At 49.2% G+C, this 22,215-nt stretch carries 24 protein-coding genes; 3 read left to right on the forward strand and 21 right to left on the reverse strand.

Annotated elements, in window-relative coordinates; all coding sequences use genetic code 11:
* Positions 1-25 precede the first annotated feature (25 nt).
* The 4 genes from ACFQZT_RS24010 to ACFQZT_RS24025 form a co-directional block, all read right to left on the reverse strand.
* Positions 26-1,000, reverse strand: a complete 975-nt coding sequence (locus ACFQZT_RS24010; protein ID WP_379303907.1) for a lysophospholipid acyltransferase family protein — start codon at positions 998-1,000, stop codon at positions 26-28.
* 267 nt (positions 1,001-1,267) lie between these two features.
* The gene (locus ACFQZT_RS24015; protein WP_379303909.1) at positions 1,268-2,038 is read right to left on the reverse strand and encodes a GNAT family N-acetyltransferase; all 771 of its coding nucleotides are present in this window, start codon (positions 2,036-2,038) and stop codon (positions 1,268-1,270) included.
* A gap of 148 nt (positions 2,039-2,186) precedes the next feature.
* Positions 2,187-2,879, reverse strand: coding sequence for an LrgB family protein (locus tag ACFQZT_RS24020; protein ID WP_379303911.1), 693 nt, complete (start codon positions 2,877-2,879; stop codon positions 2,187-2,189).
* Positions 2,869-3,231, reverse strand: a complete 363-nt coding sequence (locus tag ACFQZT_RS24025; protein WP_379303913.1) for a CidA/LrgA family protein — start codon at positions 3,229-3,231, stop codon at positions 2,869-2,871. Before ACFQZT_RS24025 ends, ACFQZT_RS24020 begins: the two co-directional genes overlap by 11 nt.
* Positions 3,232-3,503: 272 nt before the next feature.
* Between ACFQZT_RS24025 and tlp the strand changes: the two genes are divergently transcribed.
* Positions 3,504-3,722, forward strand: coding sequence for a small acid-soluble spore protein Tlp (gene tlp, locus ACFQZT_RS24030; protein ID WP_379303915.1), 219 nt, complete (start codon positions 3,504-3,506; stop codon positions 3,720-3,722).
* Positions 3,723-3,818: 96 nt separating this feature from the next.
* Here the strand turns inward: tlp and ACFQZT_RS24035 are convergent, their stop codons facing one another.
* The 3 genes from ACFQZT_RS24035 to ACFQZT_RS24045 form a co-directional block, all read right to left on the reverse strand.
* Positions 3,819-4,106 carry a stage VI sporulation protein F gene (locus ACFQZT_RS24035; protein ID WP_379303917.1) on the reverse strand — a complete coding sequence of 96 codons (288 nt, stop codon included), beginning with the start codon at positions 4,104-4,106 and terminating at the stop codon, positions 3,819-3,821.
* Between the two features lie 161 nt (positions 4,107-4,267).
* The gene (locus tag ACFQZT_RS24040) at positions 4,268-4,534 is read right to left on the reverse strand and encodes a DUF1294 domain-containing protein (RefSeq protein ID WP_379303919.1); all 267 of its coding nucleotides are present in this window, start codon (positions 4,532-4,534) and stop codon (positions 4,268-4,270) included.
* Positions 4,535-4,614: 80 nt separating this feature from the next.
* Positions 4,615-5,961: an alpha-L-fucosidase gene (locus tag ACFQZT_RS24045; RefSeq protein ID WP_379304195.1), complete on the reverse strand. Its 1,347-nt coding sequence runs from the start codon at positions 5,959-5,961 to the stop codon at positions 4,615-4,617.
* Between the two features lie 133 nt (positions 5,962-6,094).
* Here ACFQZT_RS24045 and ACFQZT_RS24050 point away from each other — a divergent pair, with 133 nt between their 5' ends.
* The gene (locus ACFQZT_RS24050; protein ID WP_379303921.1) at positions 6,095-6,925 is read left to right on the forward strand and encodes a helix-turn-helix domain-containing protein; all 831 of its coding nucleotides are present in this window, start codon (positions 6,095-6,097) and stop codon (positions 6,923-6,925) included.
* Between the two features lie 327 nt (positions 6,926-7,252).
* On the opposite strand, the gene recG is transcribed toward ACFQZT_RS24050, so the two are convergent.
* From recG to ACFQZT_RS24070, 4 genes are read right to left on the reverse strand one after another with little or no spacing between them, the layout of a single operon-like run.
* A complete protein-coding gene (gene recG, locus ACFQZT_RS24055; protein ID WP_379303923.1) occupies positions 7,253-9,298 on the reverse strand; it encodes an ATP-dependent DNA helicase RecG in 2,046 nt (681 codons plus the stop codon).
* 4 nt (positions 9,299-9,302) lie between these two features.
* A complete protein-coding gene (locus tag ACFQZT_RS24060) occupies positions 9,303-10,160 on the reverse strand; it encodes a DegV family protein (protein ID WP_379303925.1) in 858 nt (285 codons plus the stop codon).
* A 27-nt stretch (positions 10,161-10,187) separates the two neighbouring features.
* Positions 10,188-11,939, reverse strand: a complete 1,752-nt coding sequence (locus ACFQZT_RS24065) for a DAK2 domain-containing protein (protein ID WP_379303928.1) — start codon at positions 11,937-11,939, stop codon at positions 10,188-10,190.
* Between the two features lie 30 nt (positions 11,940-11,969).
* Positions 11,970-12,329: an Asp23/Gls24 family envelope stress response protein gene (locus tag ACFQZT_RS24070; protein WP_379303930.1), complete on the reverse strand. Its 360-nt coding sequence runs from the start codon at positions 12,327-12,329 to the stop codon at positions 11,970-11,972.
* Positions 12,330-12,619: 290 nt separating this feature from the next.
* Here ACFQZT_RS24070 and rpmB point away from each other — a divergent pair, with 290 nt between their 5' ends.
* Entirely contained in the window at positions 12,620-12,808 is a 189-nt protein-coding gene (gene rpmB / locus ACFQZT_RS24075; protein WP_134754871.1) for a 50S ribosomal protein L28, read from the forward strand.
* Positions 12,809-12,924: 116 nt separating this feature from the next.
* Here the strand turns inward: rpmB and spoVM are convergent, their stop codons facing one another.
* From spoVM to def, 10 genes are all read right to left on the reverse strand, one after another.
* Positions 12,925-13,005 (reverse strand): stage V sporulation protein SpoVM, encoded by an 81-nt coding sequence (gene spoVM, locus ACFQZT_RS24080; protein ID WP_014652194.1) that lies wholly within the window; start codon positions 13,003-13,005, stop codon positions 12,925-12,927.
* A 285-nt stretch (positions 13,006-13,290) separates the two neighbouring features.
* Positions 13,291-13,533, reverse strand: a complete 243-nt coding sequence (locus ACFQZT_RS24085; protein WP_379303932.1) for a hypothetical protein — start codon at positions 13,531-13,533, stop codon at positions 13,291-13,293.
* An 18-nt stretch (positions 13,534-13,551) separates the two neighbouring features.
* Positions 13,552-14,202 (reverse strand): ribulose-phosphate 3-epimerase, encoded by a 651-nt coding sequence (rpe, locus tag ACFQZT_RS24090; RefSeq protein WP_379303934.1) that lies wholly within the window; start codon positions 14,200-14,202, stop codon positions 13,552-13,554.
* Positions 14,203-14,206: 4 nt separating this feature from the next.
* Complete coding sequence (gene rsgA, locus ACFQZT_RS24095; protein WP_379303936.1) at positions 14,207-15,133, reverse strand: ribosome small subunit-dependent GTPase A; 927 nt, start codon at positions 15,131-15,133, stop codon at positions 14,207-14,209.
* Positions 15,133-17,241, reverse strand: a complete 2,109-nt coding sequence (gene pknB / locus ACFQZT_RS24100; protein ID WP_379303938.1) for a Stk1 family PASTA domain-containing Ser/Thr kinase — start codon at positions 17,239-17,241, stop codon at positions 15,133-15,135. Before pknB ends, rsgA begins: the two co-directional genes overlap by 1 nt.
* Before the next feature lie 6 nt (positions 17,242-17,247).
* On the reverse strand, positions 17,248-18,003 hold the full coding sequence (locus tag ACFQZT_RS24105; RefSeq protein ID WP_379303940.1) for a Stp1/IreP family PP2C-type Ser/Thr phosphatase: 756 nt from the start codon (positions 18,001-18,003) through the stop codon (positions 17,248-17,250).
* A 15-nt stretch (positions 18,004-18,018) separates the two neighbouring features.
* The gene (rlmN, locus tag ACFQZT_RS24110) at positions 18,019-19,086 is read right to left on the reverse strand and encodes a dual-specificity RNA methyltransferase RlmN (protein ID WP_379303942.1); all 1,068 of its coding nucleotides are present in this window, start codon (positions 19,084-19,086) and stop codon (positions 18,019-18,021) included.
* Between the two features lie 199 nt (positions 19,087-19,285).
* Positions 19,286-20,746 carry a 16S rRNA (cytosine(967)-C(5))-methyltransferase RsmB gene (rsmB, locus tag ACFQZT_RS24115; RefSeq protein WP_379303943.1) on the reverse strand — a complete coding sequence of 487 codons (1,461 nt, stop codon included), beginning with the start codon at positions 20,744-20,746 and terminating at the stop codon, positions 19,286-19,288.
* Between the two features lie 23 nt (positions 20,747-20,769).
* Positions 20,770-21,732 carry a methionyl-tRNA formyltransferase gene (gene fmt, locus ACFQZT_RS24120; protein ID WP_379303945.1) on the reverse strand — a complete coding sequence of 321 codons (963 nt, stop codon included), beginning with the start codon at positions 21,730-21,732 and terminating at the stop codon, positions 20,770-20,772.
* Entirely contained in the window at positions 21,729-22,211 is a 483-nt protein-coding gene (def, locus tag ACFQZT_RS24125) for a peptide deformylase (protein ID WP_379303947.1), read from the reverse strand. The genes fmt and def overlap by 4 nt, the downstream gene beginning before the upstream one ends.
* Between the last annotated feature and the right edge of the window lie 4 nt (positions 22,212-22,215).

Genomic DNA, 22,215 nt, shown 5'->3' on the forward strand with positions numbered 1-22,215 from the left:
CGTTCACCTTTCCCTTTCTATGATGTTATCCTGCTGCATTTGAAGTGTGCACCCTACTCTCGGCATCATCAGTACTAACGTTCACGCCGAGTAAGTGAGCTTTTTCCCAACGTTCATGCGCATTAAACCAGTAAAACCACTCAGAAGGCAGCTCCTTAATGACGCGCTCCATGAAGAAATTGAGCTTCTGATTCGCTTCCGCACGTCCAGCCCGCGAAAATTGTTCATACAGATACATGGGCTGCTCGAAGACAAGTCGGTGGCGGAATCCTCCCTTTACTCTGTGTCCGTAAAAAGGTACGAGAGGTACTTGATTCTCCAGTGCCAGCATCGCCGCGCCTTCAGGCGTCCGGGTGAGTCTGCCGAACAAACGCGAGAGAGGAAAAGTTGGACGCCAAAAATCCCCCAGAATAAAGAGCACGCCTCCACTAGACAAATGTTTTTTTAGTGCGCGATACATTTCCAGCGGAGGTGTATGATCATAATCGAGGCCCTTGCAGCCCATCGCCTGGAATTTCAAATAGAGCGGACGAAGCTCCGGACTGCCGGCAGAGGCAATTGTCAGGCAATCATATTTGCGGGTCAGATACCAATAATAGTAAAAAAAGTTACCCACATGCGGCGTATATACGATGAACCCTTTACCCTGAGCCCGTTTCTCGGCTTCATGCAAGTTCGCTTCGCCTTGGACTTCAAACAAGGAGACAGCATCGTTCTCCATGCGATATGACCGAAACAAAATCTCATAGAGGGTTAACACTAAATTTCGAAAATAGTTCAAACTGTTTCGTTTTAAACCCCTTGAAGACATCGCTGCCAGTAAATCGCTCATATTTCGTTCAATGCGTTTACGAATGCCATTTCTAGCTCCCCAAAACAGCAGACGCGCAACCATAAAACATAGCCCTGTGATGAGCCAGCCAGGCATATAACTGAAGCACTTCGATAAGCGCCGCAGCAACGCTTCATTCGTAGTTAATTTCGCGATCCAATCGTACAATCCGGCCCCTCCTTCAAGATATAATGAGTGTTTAAAATGTCCGCTTTCAGAACCGAGAAGGTTGGACGAAATCCGGAGAAGGAGGAACGGAGCGAGATGTGAGTATCGGACTTCCCGGGTTCGTTCAAGATTCGATGAATTACTTCGTTATGAGATAAACCTATATCGAAGTCATTCGAAGATGTTCGACCGCGTTTAGATGTAGGTTTATTCGCCAATCAGAATGTAATTCTGATGTGGACAAAGTGGACTTTTTAAACTACCTTATCAGGCATTTAAGAAGTGGCGCTTGTACCTGCGGGTTACTCGATCCTTTTGCAAAATGATGAAGAAATCGACAGTTTCAAATAGTTCATCATAAGCCGGATCTCCGCCAATCTCCGCTCCGAGCCACTGATAGCCCTTCATCAGCGGAGGCAATTTGCGGAACACTTCTTTCTCATTGCATTCGGATTCGAGAACCTCAAGGCCAGGAATACGGTGCGACGCCAAAGGGCGAATGCCAAAACGGTCCGTCAATACTTGCTTTTGTCGCAGCATCGTATAGATCAAGTTTAAATCGTGAAGATTGTTCATGTGCACACTGGCACAGCCAATCAAATACGAATAATTCCGCTCGCTAATATAAGCAGCAATGCCCTCCCATAACAGCTGAATGGCTTTACCGCCGCGGTATTCAGGGGCGATACAGCTCCGTCCAAGCTCTAAGGTTTGACTTTTAAAGGAGGCAAACTCGGTCAAATCAAATTCAGTTTCAGAGTAAAATCCGATACCGGTAAGAGCACGGTCTCCAGGCAGCAGCCTGTACGTACCCACGACATGATCCGTTTCCAGATCCTTGACGATCAAATGATCACAGTACGTATCATAGACGTCTTTCTCCAATCCTTCCTCATTCAGCATCCGCATATTTTTCTCTTCTTCCACGAAAACTTCATACCTTAAACGCATAGCTTGTTCAATTTCTAGTGCGCTTGTCGCAAGCATGACAGACAGCTTGGAATGCTGCGGCGCCGTATTCAGAAGGATTTGACTCATCTTCCTCACGCCTTTCTACGGGATCTGATATCTCAAGAGTAGCAGAGGTTTATTAAGCGATCGTTTTCGTGCTGTTAAGCTTTTGTAATGTTTTTACAGCTGTCTACAAAAACAAAAAACAGAACTCCGCTAAGAGTTCTGTCTGCCATTAATGTTGCAGCAACCAATAAATCGGAATAAAAAGAATTGAGGTCAGAATGCCGCATATCCCCATCGATAAACCGCTGAAGCTCCCTTGCACCTCAGAGTCCTTCAGCACCTTGGCCGTTCCGATTCCGTGAGCAGCTGTTCCGATCGCGATGCCGATGGAGATGTCGTCACGAATTCGAAACCACCGTAAGATCCGAGTACCGAACATGCTGCCGAATAAACCGGTCAACGTTGTTAATACAGCCGTTAGCTCAGGGACACCTCCCAAGTGTTGGGCGATTTCGATCGCAATTGGCGAACTAACGGATTTAGGCATCATGCTCAGCATAATCGACTGACTGCCGCCAAGAAGACCTACGATTGCAGCACTAATCGTAATCCCCGTCAGAGACCCGGCTAGCACGCTGAATAGAACACGTTTGTAATTCTTACGTATCAACGGTGCATATTTGTAAAGCGGAACACCGAGCGCCACCGTTGCAGGTCCCAATAGAAGCGTCAACATATCGGCACCCCGCTTGTAATCTTCATATGGGATATGCAAGCAGACCAACAAAACGATAACAAGCCCGGTGCAAACAAAAAGCGGATGCAGAAATCGCCAGCGCTGATAAAGCAAATTAGCTATCGCATAAGCCATTACACTCACCGAGAGTCCGAATATAGGATGCTGGATGAAGCTATTTCCCATGGGTAACACCTTCTTTCGGAGCCCCCTTGTGAAGCATGGATGCCACCAAGCCCGTCACAATCAGTACAGCAAGTGTCCCCCCGACGATACCGCCGCAAATCGATAACCAGCTCGTACCAAGCAATGGCGCAAATGCAATAACACCTACCGTAAACGGAAGAAAAAATAGCATCATATGACTCGTTAGGAATGACGCGGTGCTCTCCACCCATTTCAATTTAACCAGTTTGGCGAATAAAGCAGCGGTAAACAGAATAAGCCCAATGACATTGCCAGGAAGAGGCACGTGCAGGCTTATTTGAATCCCATAACCTATGAAATTAAACGCAAGTAATATAGCAAATCCTAGCATAGCTTCTCCATTCCAGCTGCAATCGGCACTACCCGGAGTCTTTGCAAGCGTTTCTGATTTCTCTCAACATAACATAAAAAATCGAGGACATGAAGATGGAAAGCAGAAATTCTGCAAGTGTAATTCCCATACCATTCACCCCTAATTACGCACTTTTGGTTAGTGTATGAAGGAAATCTTAGAAACTTGACTGTTTTTTCCGTATATTCTTTCGGGCTCCGTGGAATTGTAATGAAGGGTTTAATTCACTGCATGAAGGAGGGAAACACGAAATGGCTAAGCCTGATAACCGTGAAAATAATCCGGCACGTTTGCAGAATGCGATCGATCACACGATAGCCAACCTGCACGAAGCTGAAGATTATTTGGACGAGCATGCGGATGAGATTTCCGCACAAGATAAGCAAAATATCGAAGCTAAGAATGAGCGCCGCAAAGAAAGCATCAGCGGTTTCATTGCAGAAAAACGTGACGAACAGAACAGCCAGTAAATAAAAGACAAGGAACCCTTCCATTTGATAAGGAAGGGCGTTAAAAGAATCCCCTGTTTGGTTGCTTCATAGCAGCGAGGCAGGGGATTCTTAATGTTAACGAAACATAGCCCATAACTTGATTAGATGAAACATATTGGAAGGATCAATTTTTTGCGCGATGATAAAATCCACAATTTGATTCGCCTGGTTGCCAACAAGCTTTTCGCCAAATATACCGGCCGCAAGACCGAGCAAACGCATCACTTGGGTCCGATTCTGCAAATCAGCCTTTGTAATCCCCTGAAGCAGCATTTGGATGCGTTCCTTTATTTCAGGATTATTCAATTTAAACTTTACGCGTTCCACCAAGGCCGGATCAATCCCATATTGTTGATAACTCATGCGCATACCTCCGATCAGCGTCATGTTCTTATCTTATGAGCGATTGGCCTCAAACTTGACACGAGAGCCCATCCATAAGGTAGAAATAATATCCATATTTTAACATAATAAACAAAAAAACAGCCACCGGCTCTCGGCAACTGTTTTTATCCCAAGCTCAACTACATATTCATGACAATGACAATAACGCAAACGGCGTTTAAAGCAATAAGCAGTGGCATCCCGATGACAAAAGAGGTATGTTTCGTCTTGTGCCGCCAGGCTCGCATACCGAGCCAGCCACCTATCCCACCACCAAGGGCTGCGAGTGTAAACAACCGCTTCTCCGGTACCCTGCGTCCGCCTTTCTTGGCCTGCCCTTTGTCGTGTCCCATTTCTATAAACGTAACGATATTGATCAGCAGCAAATAACATAGAAAATAAGTCAAATTCCGTACACCTTCGTTTCTAACAAAATAATAAACCTATTATCATATTAAAATCGAATGGGAATACGGTCAATTTTTATTTATATTTCCGTAATTAACTCCAGTTCCACAACGGTTGACCGCTGATCCGGCAGCGGATAACTGGAAGACTCCGGTTTCGCGAAATTGAAGAAGGCATCGTCCGGATACTGCGCGGCATTCCAAGGCCGGCTCAAGAAGAGCTCCGAACCGTCCGAAAGCAGTCTGGCTTTCTTCACCTTTCCAGCTAATCCATTCAAGTTAATTGGACCAACATTTTCTTCAAACAAATGGGCGTATAGCAAGTTCCCCCTTTGCGTATACCGGCCCCATTCAGGTTTCGGCCAAATTGCCTGCCCACAACCATAGATACTGGAGCCGTTTTTCTGCATCCAGTCTCCGACCTCAGCAAGAATGTCTAAAGACTCCTTCGGTATCTCTCCCATTGCATTCGGACCTACATTCAATAGCAGGTTTCCGTTCTTGCTCACGCACTCCACGAGCTTCCGGATCACAGTAGTGGCTGATTTATATTGGAAATCTTGGGCTGCGTATCCCCAATTATTGTTCAAAGTGATACAAGCCTCCCACGGAAGCGAATTTCCCTCGTGATCCGTTACACCTTGCGGCGGAATAATCTGCTCAGGTGAAGCAAAGTCACCCGAATAGCTAAGCGGAGTGTTCGAATAAATGCTGCCGCCTTCCTCCCCGCTTGCATCCAAGCGATTGTCCACGATCATATGCGGCTGCAAAGACCGAATCATCGTCATCAGTTCAGATGCCTTCCACGTTTCCCCTTTCATGTGATCGTAGGAGAAATCAAACCACATAATATCAAGCTTGCCATAGTTCGTTAGCAGCTCACGCACTTGTCCGTGCATATAAGTCACATAACGCTCAAAGGTTTCCGGATTTCGGGAATAACTTTCGTTATCCCTCATCGGATGAATGCGATCTCCGTATGCCGGATAATCTTCATGATGCCAGTCCAGGAGCGAATAATAAAGCCCTACCTTTAAGCCTTCCGCACGAAACGCTTCAATAAATTCCCGAACCAAATCACGTTTTGCTTTTGTATTCGTTGATTTGTATTCTGTGAGAGCGCTGTCAAAAAGACAAAATCCATCATGATGTTTCGCCGTCAATACCGCATATTTCATTCCCGCTTGTTTAGCCGCACGCGCCCAAGTCGCAGGATCATACCGGACAGGATCAAATTCATCAAAATAGGGTTGATAATCTTCAACCGAGATTCGTTCAACGCTGCGCACCCATTCGCCTCTTGCAGGAATCGCATAAAGCCCCCAATGTATAAACATACCGAATCGATCCTTCAAAAACCACTTTGTACGCTCTGTTCTTTCCTCAACAAGGGGATGTTTGTTCGTCAATGGTTTCACACCTTTCATCATTACGTGCATTTTCATACATACAAATGCGACTTCACAAGTTCAGTCTATCAAGGCTATGCTATAATAAACAGGTATGAAACTAACCTCTAGCAGGATAAAATTAACATTTTAACAATTTGGGAGAAACAAAATGATCCATTCACAGCAAACTACTTTTTTAGCTGATCTCCTTCAAAACCTTCAGATCCATGTACTCGAAGCTCATCTTACACAGTGCACGCGTTCATGGAGGGAATTTGATTTTACACCTGAATACAACAAGCTTTATTGGATTCTGGATGGGGAGGGTTGGGTGAAAGCCGACAATAGAGAACTTAGCCCCGTACACGGCCAGTTATGCCTGCTGCCTGCACATACGCTACAATCTTACGCCGCGATCAGTGAACGTCCCTATTTAAAATATTGGTGCCATTTCACTGCGCATATCGGTTCTTTCGATTTGTTTCAATGGTTGGACATTCCTTTGTTCATCCAAGTGGGAAACGCTGAGCAAATGACAGCATGGTTCAAAGAACTTACCGCTTTGTTTCACGAACCCACCCTAACCTCCCGGCTGAGGCAAAAAGCTATTGTGCTGCAAATTGTATCGACTTATTTGGAAGCGGTTCCGGTACAAATATTGCAAAAACGCACCGATGAAATGGACCGGCTCGGCCAACTGCGGCAATTCATCGAGCACAATCTGCACAAAAGCATCACCTTAGAACAAATGGCTAAATCCGTTCACCTTCACCCCAATTATTTAATCAAGTATTTTAAAAAGCACTTTGGCATGCCACCGGCCAAATACATGCACCACAAACGGATCGATAAGGCAAAATTTCTGCTGACGACGACTTCGCTGAGCATGAAAGAGATCGCCGAACAGACCGGTTATGAGGATACGAATCATTTTACGAAAAGCTTTCGTAAAGACACCGGCTTTCCGCCGACAGAGTATCGGGTGAATGTGCGAGGATGATGAATGAGAAAAACGCTAGAATGAACTGATCAGGATCAGCTCATTCTAGCGTTCTTTGAGTTTAGCACACTCGCGGTCACCTTGGAGTTCTTGGAGCCTCAAGAGCCCTCGAGACACGGCTTTAAGGCGGTTTTTCCGTCTTAATTAGCTCGTTTTCGGGATACTTGCTGAATTAATACGATTATCCCGTGTTAAAATCGTGAATACTGAAGATTTCCACTATTGACCCATGTTTAACGCTGTTTTTCCGTCTTAACAAACTCGGTTTCAGCATATCAGCTGCTTTAAGAGGGTTTTTCAGCGTTATTGTCGCTGCTAGGTGCTCAACTAGTCCAAAACCTCGCTGTCAAATACTTGCGCGCGCTGTAAGTAAGCCCTAAGAGGCATAAACGACGCTCCGGTCCAAAAAGTCGAATCGCCAACGAGCTCAGCCGCATCGTCGCGCGCCTGTTCCATGATTTCGAAATCGACCATCATGTCTGCGATACGAAAATCGGGCAGACCGCTCTGCTTCGTCCCGAAAAAATCGCCCGGTCCGCGCAGCTCCAAGTCGCGCCGAGCGATCTCGAAGCCATCGGACGTTTCCGTCATCGCCTTCATGCGCTCTTTGCCGACCTCCGTCTTCGGGTCGGCGATAAGCACGCAGAAGGACTGATGCTCGCCGCGGCCGACCCGCCCGCGAAGCTGATGCAGCTGTGACAGGCCGAAGCGGTCGGCGTCGTAAATCACCATCAGCGTGGCATTGGGCACGTCCACGCCAACCTCGATGACCGTGGTCGATACCAAAGCGGATACATTGCCCTCTTTGAACTCGCGCATGATCGCTTCCTTCTCCTGCGCGCTCATTCGTCCGTGCAACAGGCCAATCCGCATCTGAGGAAAATGCTGCTGCAGTTGGATATGAACGTCGATGGCATTCTGCACATCGAGCTTGTCCGACTCTTCGATAAGCGGACAGATGACGTAAGCCTGCCGCCCCGCCGCGACTTCGCGCTGGATGAAGCCCAGCACACGCTCCAGCATCGAATGCTGAACGGCGTATGTCTTGATCGGCTTCCGCCCTTTCGGGAGTTCGCGCAGCGTCGATACGTCCATATCGCCGAACGCCGTAATCGCCAGCGTACGCGGGATTGGTGTCGCCGTCATCGTCAGCACGTCAGGGTTCATCCCCTTGCGCCGCAGAATGCTGCGCTGATTCACCCCAAAGCGGTGCTGCTCGTCGGTGACGACAAGCCCCAACTGGCGGAAGTACACGTCCTCCTGGATAAGCGCATGAGTGCCGACGATGACGTCGATCATGCCCATTTGCAGGGAGGCTAGTATATCCCGCCGTTGGCGGTCCGTGGAGCTGCCCGTCAGCAGCGCCACTTGCAGACCATAAGGCTCAAACATCTTGTCAAGCGAGCGCTTGTGCTGCTCGGCGAGAATTTCCGTCGGCACCATGAGCGCTCCCTGGTAGCCGGCTTTTACCGTCGCATAAAGCGCTATCGCTGCGACGACAGTCTTCCCCGCTCCGACGTCGCCTTGGAGCAATCGGTTCATGCAGTACGGCTCCTGCATATCGTGCAGGATCTCGCCGACGACCTTCTTCTGCGACTCCGTCAGCTGGAACGGAAGTGCGCGCACGAAGGCTCGGACAGCAGGCAGATCCACCTGCTGTTTCGCCCCGTCCGCGCGGCTTCGCGTCACCGCGCGGTAAGCTTGCAGCTTGAGCTGGAATAGGAACAGCTCCTCGTACACCATGCGCCGACGCGCCTGCTTGCCTTCATCCACACCGCTTGGCGTGTGGATGACGGACAGCGCCTTGCCGCGCGGCATAAACCCGTACCGGCTGACTAGCTCTGCCGGCAGCACCTCAAGGATTAAGGCGCTGTACTGCGTCAGCGCCTGCCCTATCGCCTTACGCATCCACTTTTGCGTAATGGAGCCTGCAACCGAATACACCGGCTGAACGGTGCCGGTTTTAGATGCGCCTTGTCCGGGGAACTCCGAATCGGACACGCTCATTTGCCTGCGCTTGCCATCCCACTTGCCGGTGAGTACGATCTCCTGCTGCGGTCGCAAGCGGTCTTTCAAGAAATGGCGGTTGAACCATACCGCCGTCAACAGAAACTGATCGACCATCACCTTGCAGGATAGCCGGGATTTGCCGCTGTAACGCTGCAGCACCGGCTCCCCAATAATAACGCCCTGTACCGTCACCCGGTCGCCGTCTTTTACACTTGCTAAATCCCGTACCGTATAGTCCTCGTAGCGAAACGGGACATATTCCAATAAATCCATAACCGTAAAAATGCCCATGGCATTTAGCTCAACTGCTTTTTGAGCGCCAATGCCATGGACTTCGCGTACTGCACACTGATTCAAATCCATCCTGCTACACCTTACTCACGAAAGCTGCGATCGTCCCAGGACCGGCATGTGCACCGATGACAGGTCCGAGTGTGATATAATCCACATGCAGCACAGTAAAGTGCTGGATAATAACCTCACGCAGCTGTTCCGCGCCTTCCAAATTATTCGCGTGCGCGATATGGAGCGTTTGAATGCTGTCCCCTGCCAAATCTTCCGCCAGCAGCTCCAGGATTCGGGCAATCGCTTTTTTGTGGCCGCGAACCTTTTCAATAGCTGCGACCTCTCCCTCCGAATCAATCGATAGAATCGGTTTAATGTTCAGCAAAGAACCTAACAAAGCTGATGCCTTGCCGATTCTACCGCCTTTTTGCAGAAATTCAAGCGTATCCACTAAAAAATAGATGTAATAGTTCTCTCTCATCGTTCGAACCAATTGCAAAATTTGATCCGTGCTTTGCCCCGACTGAGCAGCTTTCGCAGCCGCAACAACGAGCGCCCCGATCCCATAAGAAGCAGATCGAGAGTCAACCACATGCACCTTGCCCGTGGAATCTTCAAGCATAGTAGAAGCCAGCAGAGCAGACTGATAAGTCCCGCTAAGGGCTGATGACAAATGGATGGAGATGACCTCGGTATCGGGCTCTTCCAGCAGCCTGTGGTACAAATTCAAAAATTCTGCCGGAGAAGGCTGTGAGGTCCTAGGGAAATGTGCAGAAGTTCTCAGTTTCTCGTAAAATTGATCCGACTGCAAAGTCACCGCATCCAGGTATTCTTCACTGCCAAAATGTATCTTCAGCGGCACCATCTCGATGTTCAGCTCTTGCCTTACTGCGAGAGGAATGTCCGCTGTACTATCAGTTACGATCCGAACTTTACTCAAACAGGGGTCACCCCATTTCAATTTTTACTACTCCACCGAGAACAAATAAGCGTATAGGGGCTGTCCGCCCGGATGAAGTTCAATTTCCATTTCCGGATACATTTCATGAATAAATGCTTCCAGCTCTATGGTCTCTTCCTCTTTAGCGTCTTCTCCGGTAAGGATCGTAACGATTTCATTGCCGTCCTCGATCATTTCCTGAAGCAGCTTTTTGCAAGCGTCCATCAAGCTCGGTTGAGAGCTGACAATGCGCCCATCTTGGATACCGATAAAATGGCCCTGTTTGATATCAATGCCATCCATGTTCGTATCCCGCACGGCGTAAGTGACTTGGCCCGATTTTACGCGCTTCAATGAATCGTTCATAGCTTCCGTATTGGTCGCCGCATCCGCCTTCTCCTGGAACGCCAGAATAGCTGCGAGCCCCTGCGGAATGGATTTGGACGGGATAACGACAAGCGTCTTACCTTCAACCAACCCAGCTGCTTGTTGCGCAGCTAAAATAATATTTGAATTGTTTGGCAGCACGAAAACAGTTTCCGCATGAATGCTATTCACTGCATTAACGATGTCCTCCGTACTTGGATTCATTGTCTGTCCGCCGGAAAGCACGACATCGACCCCGACACTCGTTAAAATATCAGTTATGCCGCCGCCAAGCGCCACCGCAACAAAACCATAAGGTTTGCTAGCAACGACAGGAGCGTTAGGAACGACGATGTCTACTGCAGCCTCTTCCGGAGCCGCATACCCAACAGCTGCATCTTCCAATATATGTGAATGCTGATCGCGCATATTTTCAATTTTGATACGGCTTAGAGCCCCGTAATTCATTGCCTGGTTCATCACTTCACCCGGATACTCGGCATGAATGTGGACTTTCACCAACTCGTCATCGGCTACGACAAGAAGAGAATCTCCCAGCTTGCTCAACTGATCTCGAAAAGTGTTCTCTTCGAACGAGAATCCTTTAACTTTGCCAGGCTGAATCGTCAACATGAACTCCGTACAATAACCGAATACGATATCTTCCGTAGCCAAATGAGCTTGTGCGGGAAGTAGTGCATGAGCTTCTTTAGCCAAATTAATCGCCGGTACAACCGATACATGATCGAGCGTCGTATCCATTGTTGCATATTCATCGCTAATATCGGCAAGGCCGCCGTTCAGTGCAGTAACAAAGCCTTCATAGACACAAACTAAGCCTTGTCCTCCCGCATCAACGACACCGACCTGTTTGAGCACAGGAAGCTGCTCAGGCGTTCTGGCGAGGGCTTCCTTCGCTTTGCTCAGCACTTCCTGCATCAGATCCACCAAGTCTCCGCCGCGTCGATACTGCACCGCATGCTTAGCCGCTTCCTTCGACACCGTCAAAATGGTACCTTCCACAGGTTTGACAACCGCTTTATATGCTGTTTCTACGCCTTGCTGCAAAGCTGCCGCAAATTGCTGTACGTTCACAGTCTCCAAATCATGCACGTGCTTCGCGAAACCGCGAAACAGCTGCGACAAAATAACGCCTGAGTTTCCTCTTGCGCCCATCAGTAACCCTTTAGACAACGCATCAGCGGCTTTCCCAATATGAGAGGATGGCTTCTTTTTCAGTTCCTCCACCCCGGAGGTGATTGTCAGATTCATGTTGGTGCCGGTGTCTCCGTCGGGTACAGGGAATACATTTAATCCGTTAACCTTGTCTACATGTCGGCGAAGGTTATCTGCACCCGCCAAAACCATGGCAGTGAAGTCATTTCCATTTATTGAAATAAAGCGCTTACTCAAAGCGATTCTCCTTCCTGGGTATCGGGGCTTTTACTTAGCAACACGAACGCCTTGCACAAAAATATTCACGTCGTCCACTTGAAGTCCAACAACTTCATTTAAAATATATTTAACCTTGGTTTGCACATTACCCGCGACAACGGATATCTTAGTGCCGTAGCTGACAATAATATAAAGATCGATTTCGAGTCGCTCGTTTTCTCGACGTACTTCGACGCCGCGGGTCAAATTGTCCCGGCCAAGCAGTTCTGCGATTCCATCCTTCAGCTGTTTTCTAGTTGCCATACCAACAAGTCCATAACAATCCAAGGCAGCAGATCCTGCCAGAGTTGCAATTACTTCATTGGTAACGGTAACTTTTCCGTATTCGGTCGTGATCTCAATCGGCATGATTCAACAACTCCTTCGAGTTTCCTTAGTTTCGCGCTGGCAAAACTTAACTCTCTATGTATGGATTATGGACTAATCTTCATTGTACTATAACATAATAAATAAATAAACGGCAAAAAAACAGGCATTTCGTTGACTAGGTCGCTCGCGCTATGCTATTATATCTAAGTATGTTTTTGCGGTTTATTAAAAATAATTTAAAACCGAGATGAAATTTGAGGAAAGCTGTCAAGTCAAGCTTAGGCTTGCCACCCAGGCTGCTTTGTATACTGCCGAAGGAGGTGTCATACATGTCCCGCAAATGCTTTATTACAGGTAAAAGTCCAGGCACTGGAAATCACGTGTCCCACGCTAACAATAAAAACAAGCGTACTTGGGGAGTTAACGTTCAAAAGGTTCGCATCCTCGTTGATGGTAAACCTAAACGTGTTTACGTAAGCGCTCGTGCGTTGAAATCCGGTAAAGTGACTCGCGTTTAATCGCGGCAAGCTGTTGCGATTTTACACTTGCGAAGCAGTGTAAAATCGTCAACTAATAGACAAAAAGCACCTTTAAGGTGCTTTTTTTGCATTTCTGGGTCAAGTATGGTGCCAGCCTAGTTTTTGCTAAACGTATTAAGCACGGCCTTCACGAATCCACCCAAAAATTTTGGTAGTTTGATTGTGTAGAACTTCATACCCTACCCCTCCTTAGCGTTTTCGCAAGAAAACTTACTTCGTCGCTCCGAGTTTCGCAAGCAAACTTTCATCTTCAAATTAGCTCGAGATTACCTGGTTACTTTATTGCGCAAGATTAAGTTTCACAGGTCGCATCACTGCTCCTCAGCATCGTTACAACAGTATATGCCCGGACCGTAAAAAAGTGCCTTCTATTTACTCGCTCCCTTAAAAATCGCTTCGCTTCCAGAAAGCAAAAAAAGCTACAAGAGCGTATCACTCTTGTAACTATATGTATGCGGCTTCTATGGGGTTATGCTCATATGCGTGTAAAGCGCAGAACCTAAACTGAAAATAAAGTATAGAACAACAGAAAGCACGATAAACCATATGCGAAGTCCTATTTGCTCGAACCGGCGGAAAAATCGAATACCCGCATACAGAGCTCCCAGAGAAAACAAGAATTTCGACATATCATGTATGTTCGTATAAAGCGTCAGCAGCACTCCGCAAATGAGGCTGTAGATGAGCAACCAGAGAATTCTCATCCGTCCCCCGCTCCCCTCTTACCCGCGAATTCGGCTTATGACCTCAGCGCGGTTATGCTGCCCATAAATGGCGTTACCTGCAACTAGCACGTTTGCCCCGGCATCCACCACCTGACGCGCCGTGACCTCATTAATGCCGCCGTCTACTTCGATATGCAGATCCTGCAGACCCTTGGCATTCGCTTGGTCCCGCAAAGCACGAATTTTGTTCAGCATACCGGGTATAAATGCCTGCCCGCCAAAGCCTGGGTTGACTGTCATGATCAATACCAAATCCAACTGTTCGTCAAGCACGTGCTCGATCATCGAAATTGGCGTTGCAGGGTTCAACACGACACCCGCCTTGATGCCGCTTTGCTTAATCAAATGCAGCGTCCGGTGCAGATGCGTACACGCTTCTACATGAACGGAAATCAAATCGGCTCCTGCTTTCACAAAATCCGGAATATAGCGATCCGGCTGCTCAATCATCAAATGTACGTCAAGCGGCAGCTTGGTTATCGGGCGAATGGCGTCAACGACTAGCGGGCCAATCGTAATATTCGGCACAAAATGACCATCCATTACATCCACGTGTATCCAGTCCGCCCCCCCAAGCTCCACTTCCTTAATCTCTTCCCCGAGCTTAGCAAAGTCGGCTGATAAAATCGAAGGTGCCACGTATACCATCCGTTTAATACCTCCTCTTCCGATCCTTCATTTCATTTAAAAACAAGAGGTAATGATCATACCTCGAAGCAGCTATCGTCCCTTCGGAAACGGCTTCACGCACTTTGCAGTTCGGTTCGTGCAGATGCAGACAACCTCTGAATTTGCAGCCATCCGCAACCGCCGCGAACTCCTTAAAGCAGCCGCCCAGGTCCTCCACCTCCAGCTCCATAAAATCCAATTGGCTGAAGCCGGGGGTGTCCGCCACAAAGCCGCCATCTTCTAGAGGAAGCAGCTCCACATGACGTGTCGTATGCTTTCCTCTGCCCAGGCGCTGACTGATAGCGTTCGTTTCCAGCTCCAGCCCGCTGATCATTTCATTAAGCAGTGAAGATTTTCCGACACCGGATTGTCCGGCAAACACACTAACCGTCCCCTTCAAACGCTGCTGAATCGCCTCAACGCCTTCGTGCAGTTTCGAACTCGTCATCAAAACATCATAACCGATTTCTTCATATAGTTTGCTGATCCGGTCCAACTCAGAAATCGTCATTTCTTTGGGCGCAGTAGATTCTCCATTCGCGAGCAAATCGCTTTTTGTAAAGCACAGCAGCACATCTATGCCTGTATGCTCAATATGAACAAGAAATTTGTCAAGCAGTTGCAAATTCAGAACAGGCTCCGTGACCGCGAAGACGAGTACAACCAGATTCACATTGGCAATCGGCGGCCGGATGAGCTCCGACGTTCGAGGGAAGAGTTCGGTCACCGTTCCTTCCCCGTTCTCCGTCAGCTCGTAAGTCACTTGATCTCCGACAAGCGGAGATACATTTTTTTTCTTGAAAACACCTCGCGCACGGCACGTAATCGTGTCCGCAGTTCGGAGATCCGCCCCTTCGGGCAAAACATAGTAATAGCCGCTTAATGCCTTAACAATAACTCCCTGTGGCATTAATTGCCTCCTCCATTGCCTGGTTTGGAGGCGTTGCCGCCCGTCTGCCCGCTGCCGGTGCCGCCGGCTGGAATTGCCGGTCCGTTGTTTTGCTGCTTAGGCGATCCTCCTGGGGTAGGAGATGGATTCGGTGAAACGGTCTTGCCATTTTTTTGATCCAAGTAATCTTGGTATGTGCGAGTAATCGAGTTCACCAGGTTGTCGCCTTCTTTGATCAGAATCACAGCCTTTTTATCCGGAGAAACGATGACTTTAACATCCAGATTTTGCGGTTTCGATACTTTTTCCGTTTTATATTCAAAGTTGTCGTATTGGGCATCACTAACGACGATTTTGAACTCAGAATCCTTGCCTTCCTCCGTCGGTTTAACAGGGATGCTGACATTCAATTGTCCGGCATCTTCAGGTAATCCGTCGCTGATGACAAGGCTGGTGATTTCTGACCCCGCCGACACGTCTTGATTTTTCCGATAAGGAAATTGATCGATGACTTTCCCTTTCGGCTGTTTATAAGTTTTCTCACGAGTAATGGCATTAACGGCAAGCTTAAGATTCAGCTTCGCAATTTGATCTTTTGCGTCTTTTTCGGTCATTCCGACAAGGTCAGGCATTTTGAAAGATTCCTTAGCCTTACTTACGGTAAAGGTGATTGCCGCCTTTTCCACTTCAAATTCTTCGCCGACCAGCGGCGTTTGCTTTTGAACGATGTCAGGCGTATCCTCGGTTGTTCCCGGGACAATCGAAATTTGCTCATCCTTGATACCGAGCGCTTGAAGTTTCAACTTCGCATCGTTAATTTTCTGCCCAACAAAATTTTCCATTTTTACTTTAGGAACGCCGTCACTGACGTATAAAGTTACTTTCGTTCCTACATTCATTCTCATCCCGGACGGGTCTTGCCGAACGACGGTGTCTTTCGGCAGTTTGCTGACCGTATCATGCTCAATGGTCCATCCCAACTTCGCAGCTGTCAGATCAGCTTGCGCCTGAGTAAGCGGTTTGTTAACGACATTCGGAACATCAACGGTTTCGATCGCAAACATATTTTTCACATACCCGACCAAATACCACATGCCTCCTAGGATGATGAGCAAAATGACGATCCAGATCGTTGGCTTGATCCAACTGTTTCGCTTGGCTGCTTGCGGTTCTTCGCGTCCCGCCGGCGTTTCGAACTCATCGTCCTTGAAATCGCCAAGCTGGTTTGGACGAATAGCCGGCATGACCAGCGTTCGCTCCTCATCCATACCATCTGCATCCCAGAACGCGACCTTTGGTTCATTCCTGCGATCCGCACTGAGGCATGTATCCAAATCCGCCATCATCTGCTTCGCCGATTGATATCGTTCTTCCGGCTTTTTACGCATCGCCTTCAAAATAATATTTTCCACGCTCTGCGGAATTAAAGGATTAACTTTGCGAGGCTCTTCGACATCTTCCTGCAGATGTTTGAGCGCTACGCTGATCGGACTTTCTCCAAGGAACGGCAATCTGGCCGTTAACATCTGGTACATGACGATGCCAAGCGAATACAAATCGGATTTTTCGCCCGTATTCGTCCCTTTTGCATGCTCCGGGGAAAAATAATGCACCGATCCGACAACGGACCCGGTTTGCGTTATCGTTGAAGAAGTCGCTGCGCGGGCAATACCAAAATCCGTCACCTTGACGCGGCCATTTTTACCGATCAAAATGTTATGCGGTTTAATATCGCGGTGAATAATTTCATTATGATGGGCGTGATCCAACGCGTCAGCGATTTGGCTGGCGAAATGGACTGCATCTTCTACTTGCAAAGGGGCTTTTTCCTTGATCAAATCGTTCAAGGTCGTGCCCTCTATGTATTCCATCACGATGTAATGAACTTCGCCTTCTTGCCCGACGTCATAGATGCTGACGACATTCGGATGAGACAGTGAAGCGGCTGCTTGAGCTTCTCTGCGGAAACGACGTATAAACTCTTCGTCATGCACATACTGCGAACGCAGCACTTTCACGGCGACTTTGCGATTAAGTAAGAGATCATGCCCTTTATACACCAAAGCCATGCCGCCTCCGCCGATTCTCTCCAGTATTTCATAGCGGCCTCCAAGCTTTTTACCGATCAACCCTCATCACCCCTTTTCTTCGTCTTCATCATGATCGTGTGCCAGTAAAACTACCGTTACGTTATCATCTCCGCCCGCATCAAGCGCGCGGCGGATTAATAAATCAGCTGCTTCTTCCAAGTTTTTGTTGGACTTGACGATGTGCCAGATGTCACTGGATTCCACGAGTCCGCTGAGACCGTCCGAGCAGATAAGAATCTTATCCCCCGGCCGCCAAGCATATTCATACAGATCAACCTCTACGCCGGGTTCTGTGCCTAACGCACGGGTGATCCAGTTTCGTCTTGGATGATGATCAGCTTCTTCAGGCGTAATTTGACCGTTTTTGACCAGCTCATAGACGAGAGAATGATCTTCAGTCAGCTGCGTGATGGCCTCGTTGTTAATTTTGTAAGCCCGGCTGTCGCCAATATGTCCAATAATCAAAAGCTCTTGAGAAACGACAATCGCGACGACCGTCGTCCCCATACCATGATAATTTTCCTTCTGGGAGGCGAATTCATAGATTTTCTCATTCGCCATCTCAATCGCATGCTTCAGTGCCTGCTTACATTCTTCCACGGGCATTCCCCAATGGATCGTTTGCAGCTGAGCTTCAATGAATTCGATCGCCATTTGGCTGGCGATGTCCCCGGCTTGATGTCCCCCCATGCCATCGGCAACGATGGCCAGAGAAAGTCCATTCAGTTCTTGATGAATGGCGGCACGGTCCTCGTTAACTAACCGAACCTTGCCGATATCGGTACGGCTCACCATCTTCATCCCGATTTCACCTCATTACTTGCTCTCCATATGCTTGGCCCTTAGTTGTCCGCAGGCGGCAGCAATATCGCTACCTTGTTCACGGCGTATGGTCGCATTAATTTTGCCCTTCTCGAGAATGCGTTGGAACGTAAAAATATCGTCCCTGGGTGTGCGTTTGAAGTCGCGTTCAGCCACAAAGTTAACCGGAATCAGGTTCACATGGCTAAGCGGCATTTCCTTCAGCACCCGCGCCAGTTCTTCGGCATGTTCAGGCTGATCGTTCACTTCACCCATTAACGCATATTCAAACGTAATTCGCCGGCCCGTCTTGGCGATGTAATACTTGCAGGCTTCGATCAAATCAGCAAATGGAAATCTGCGGTTGACCGGCATCAATTTGGAACGAAGCTCATCGTTCGGCGCATGAATCGAGATCGCCAAATTCACCTGTAAATTCTCGTCCGCGAACTTGTAAATATTCGGCACGATGCCGCTTGTCGATACCGTAATATGACGCTGGCCGATGTTAAGCCCCTTCGGATGAATCATGATGCGCAGAAAATTCATCGTCGCTTCATAATTCTCAAACGGTTCGCCAATCCCCATGATGACAATAGAACTGATCCGTTCTTGTTTTTCGTCAAGCAGCTTTTGCGCTTTAACAACCTGGGCGACAATTTCGCCCGGACGCAAATCGCGCTTGAGCCCGCCTAGTGTAGATGCACAGAATGTACAGCCGACGCGACAGCCCACCTGCGTAGTTACGCAAATGCTATTACCGTAATTGTGCTTCATGACAACGGTTTCGATCGCGTTCTTGTCTTCGAGTTCGAACAAGAATTTGACGGTACCGTCCTGCGATTCATACTTGGCGATCTCGGTCAGAGTCACGAACTCGAATTGATCTTTGAGTTTATCGCGCAGCGTCTTCGGCAGGTTCGTCATCTCATCAAAACTAAATACCCGCTTAATATAGAGCCAATCAAAAATTTGCCCGGCGCGAAAGGAAGATTCGCCGTTCTCTTTGACCCAGCTTTGCCACTCATCCCAGTTTAAATCATAAACGAATGGTTTTTCTTTCTCATATGGTTTCATTGACATCTCATCACAACCTGTAGTTATTTCGTATATTTTTATTGCTCATCTTATCTATTTTATCACAAAAAGGGGACGAACACACGTCCCCGTGTCATTCATACTCGATTCGGGCCGTCAAAGATTGAAGCTGGATTCATCGCGACTCAAACGCCGGTTTCACCAAGCATCCTACACAAAATGCAGGTCGCCAATACGAAGCTCCCTAAGATCGCTTACGAAGACGCGCGATGAAGAATCCGTCGGAATGATACTGCTGCGGCAAAATCTGCACCATGCCGGATGCTGCCGCCTTTGGATCAATGCCAGCGAAGGCTCCCTCAGGCAGCGACGCAAGCTCAAATTCATCATGATCGGCGAGGAAACGCTCGATCATGCCCTCATTCTCAGCGTGCTCGATCGTGCACGTGCTGTACACCAACACGCCGCCGGGTTTCAGCAGGCGATGGACCTTGCTCAGAATAGCGTGCTGCAGCTCGCTAATCTCTGCGATTTCCGCTTCCTGCTTGGCCCACTTCAGATCCGGCTTGCGCCGGATCACGCCCAGCCCTGAGCAGGGAGCGTCGAGCAGAATGCGGTCGAACGACTCCGCCGCAAAGTGCTCATTCAAATTCGCCGCATCCATGACCAGCGTCTGAATGGACTTCAGTCCAAGACGCTCCGCCTGGTCGGCGATCAGCTTCTGCTTGTGCTCATGCAGATCACAAGCCCAGATCTGACCCACATCGTCCATTTTCTCGGCGATGTGGGCCGTCTTGCCGCCCGGGGCGGCACAGCAGTCCAGCACCTTCATGCCTGGACGCGGATCCAGAGCCTCGGCGACGAGCATCGAGCTCTCGTCCTGGATCGAGAAGTCCCCTTGCTGAAAGCCGGGGACTAACGCCATGTTCCCGGCCCCGTGCACCAGGATGCCGGCCGGGGCCAACTGCGACGCTTCCGCGTGAAGGCCGCTCGCCAGCAGCTGCTCCAAGAGCTGCTGGCGGCTTCGGCGCCTCGCGTTCGCGCGGATACTCACGTGCGGCGGCTCATTGTTCGCCGCACAGATCTGTTCCGTCAGCTCGGGCCCCAGCTGGCGGATCCAGCGGCGCACGAGCCATTCCGGATGGGAATGGCTCAGCGCGATGCGCTTCACGTCGCCGAGCGCAGCCGGCAGCGTGAGCTCGTTTTTGCTGCGAAGGACAGCCCGCAGCACGCCGTTAACCATCCCCGAGATGCCTTGATGCCCTCGGCGCTTGGCGATGTTGACCGCTTCGCTGACGACCGCATGGTCGGGGATGCGGTCCAAATAGTAAAGCTGATAAAAACTAAGCCGCAGTAAGCACCTTACCCACGGCTCCAACTTTCCGAGCCCTTTGCTGACAAAGCGCTCCAGAAAGAAATCGATTGTATTTTTACGTCCGATCGTCCCATAAACAAGCTCTGTCGCCAGTCCTGCGTCAGCTCGTTCCAGCGCATGTTTTTGCAGCGTTTGGTTGAGCAGCAGGTTGCTGTAGGATTGATCCTCTTCCACGCGAACCAGTACATCCAGCGCCGCTTCGCGGGCAGAACGCTTAACAGCGCTGCTCTTCGCAGCGCTTGGTGATGGCTTGGAAGCAGAGGGCTTGCGGGCCCCTTGCGGCTTGTGGTTAGGTCCGGTTTGCGGACGGGTTGGTTTTTGCGTAGCCAAATGCAATACCTCTTTTTATATAGTTAATTACCTAATACGGTACCGTCTGGTATCTTGATGCCACGGATGAATTCCGATACTTGCATGGCTTTTTTACCCGAAGGTTGAATCTCCGTAAGCCACAGCGTTCCGTCTCCGGTCATGACCTCAAGTCCGAGCTCGCTGCTGTTCAGAACCGTGCCGGGCGTTGCGCCGCCAGCTTGTTCCGAGCTGCGTCTCTTCGGCTGATCTGCCTTCGGATTCGCGCTCGCCCAAACTTTCATCACATCCCCGTTCCAGAGCGTATAAGCGCCCGGAAAGGGGTTCAAGCCGCGAATTTGATTCCAAATTTCCAACGCGGAACGCGACCAGTCGATCAGCTCATCTTCCCTGCGGATGTTTGGTGAATAGACGGCATCCGCTTCGTTTTGCGCAACAGCTTGCAAACGTCCTGCCAGCAAATCCGGCAACGTACGCTTCAATAGATCCGCGCCGGCTATGCTCAGCTTTTCAAACATCGTTCCTGTCGTATCGGTGTCTTCGATGGCAACTTCCACTTTGCTGATCATATCACCGGTGTCCAAACCTTCGGCCATGTACATGATCGTGACTCCCGTTACTTGTTCACCGCGCAGGATGGCATGATGAATCGGAGCGCCGCCCCGATATTTCGGCAGCAAAGAGGCATGGATGTTGATACAGCCATATTCCGGCAGTTCCAATACCGACTTTGGTAGAATCTGTCCATATGCAGCCGTAACAATCAAGTCCGGCTTCAATTGACGCAGAACCTCGACGGAATCGGCATGGCGCAGCTTCTCCGGTTGAAGCACGGGAATCCCGTGCTTTTCCGCTTCCACCTTTACAGGCGGCGGCGTCAAGACGCGTTTGCGTCCTTTCGGCCGGTCCGGCTGCGTCACAACAGCTGTCACGTTGTACCCTTCCTCCAAGAGCAATCGCAAAGAGGGTACCGCAAAATCAGGCGTGCCCATAAAAATAATGTTCACTCGTCTTCTTCCTCTTCTTCGCTTGTATACGTTCTGGTCGCCAAATCCGTAAACAGAACACCATTCAAATGATCGATTTCATGGAAAATACAGCGCGCAAGCAGCTCTGTCCCCGTAATCTCAATCGGATTGCCGTGACGGTCCTGTCCTTTGGCCGTTACGTTCATCGGTCTGCTGACATCCCCGCGAATCCCTGGAATACTCAAGCAGCCTTCCGGCCCGATTTGCTCCCCGCTGGATGTGACGATTTCCGGGTTTACCATTTCGATTAAGCCGCCATGCTCATCTCCGCAATCCATCACAATCACGCGTTTTAAAATACCGATTTGCGGAGCAGCTAAGCCTACGCCCTCAGCATCGTACATCGTGTCTGCCATATCGTCGAGCAGCTTATGCAGATTGGCATTGAATTTAGTAACGGTAATCGCCTTCTCCCGCAGTACAGGATCCGGATCTTTAACAATAATACGAATAGCCATAACG

This window comes from Paenibacillus sp. GCM10027628 (genome assembly GCF_042676385.1).
Classification (GTDB): Bacteria; Bacillota; Bacilli; order Paenibacillales; family NBRC-103111; genus Paenibacillus_E.

Bases quoted from the DNA above. Each gene is read 5' to 3' on its own strand.
- ACFQZT_RS24015 (WP_379303909.1), bottom strand. From the start codon at position 2,038: ATGAGTCAAATCCTTCTGAATACGGCGCCGCAGCATTCCAAGCTGTCT.
- ACFQZT_RS24020 (WP_379303911.1), bottom strand. From the start codon at position 2,879: ATGGGAAATAGCTTCATCCAGCATCCTATATTCGGACTCTCGGTGAGT.
- ACFQZT_RS24025 (WP_379303913.1), bottom strand. From the start codon at position 3,231: ATGCTAGGATTTGCTATATTACTTGCGTTTAATTTCATAGGTTATGGG.
- tlp (WP_379303915.1), top strand. From the start codon at position 3,504: ATGGCTAAGCCTGATAACCGTGAAAATAATCCGGCACGTTTGCAGAAT.
- ACFQZT_RS24035 (WP_379303917.1), bottom strand. From the start codon at position 4,106: ATGAGTTATCAACAATATGGGATTGATCCGGCCTTGGTGGAACGCGTA.
- ACFQZT_RS24045 (WP_379304195.1), bottom strand. From the start codon at position 5,961: ATGAAAGGTGTGAAACCATTGACGAACAAACATCCCCTTGTTGAGGAA.
- ACFQZT_RS24050 (WP_379303921.1), top strand. From the start codon at position 6,095: ATGATCCATTCACAGCAAACTACTTTTTTAGCTGATCTCCTTCAAAAC.
- recG (WP_379303923.1), bottom strand. From the start codon at position 9,298: ATGGATTTGAATCAGTGTGCAGTACGCGAAGTCCATGGCATTGGCGCT.
- ACFQZT_RS24070 (WP_379303930.1), bottom strand. From the start codon at position 12,329: ATGCCGATTGAGATCACGACCGAATACGGAAAAGTTACCGTTACCAAT.
- rpmB (WP_134754871.1), top strand. From the start codon at position 12,620: ATGTCCCGCAAATGCTTTATTACAGGTAAAAGTCCAGGCACTGGAAAT.
- spoVM (WP_014652194.1), bottom strand. From the start codon at position 13,005: ATGAAGTTCTACACAATCAAACTACCAAAATTTTTGGGTGGATTCGTG.
- ACFQZT_RS24085 (WP_379303932.1), bottom strand. From the start codon at position 13,533: ATGAGAATTCTCTGGTTGCTCATCTACAGCCTCATTTGCGGAGTGCTG.
- rpe (WP_379303934.1), bottom strand. From the start codon at position 14,202: ATGGTATACGTGGCACCTTCGATTTTATCAGCCGACTTTGCTAAGCTC.
- rsgA (WP_379303936.1), bottom strand. From the start codon at position 15,133: ATGCCACAGGGAGTTATTGTTAAGGCATTAAGCGGCTATTACTATGTT.
- ACFQZT_RS24105 (WP_379303940.1), bottom strand. From the start codon at position 18,003: ATGAAGATGGTGAGCCGTACCGATATCGGCAAGGTTCGGTTAGTTAAC.
- rlmN (WP_379303942.1), bottom strand. From the start codon at position 19,086: ATGTCAATGAAACCATATGAGAAAGAAAAACCATTCGTTTATGATTTA.
- def (WP_379303947.1), bottom strand. From the start codon at position 22,211: ATGGCTATTCGTATTATTGTTAAAGATCCGGATCCTGTACTGCGGGAG.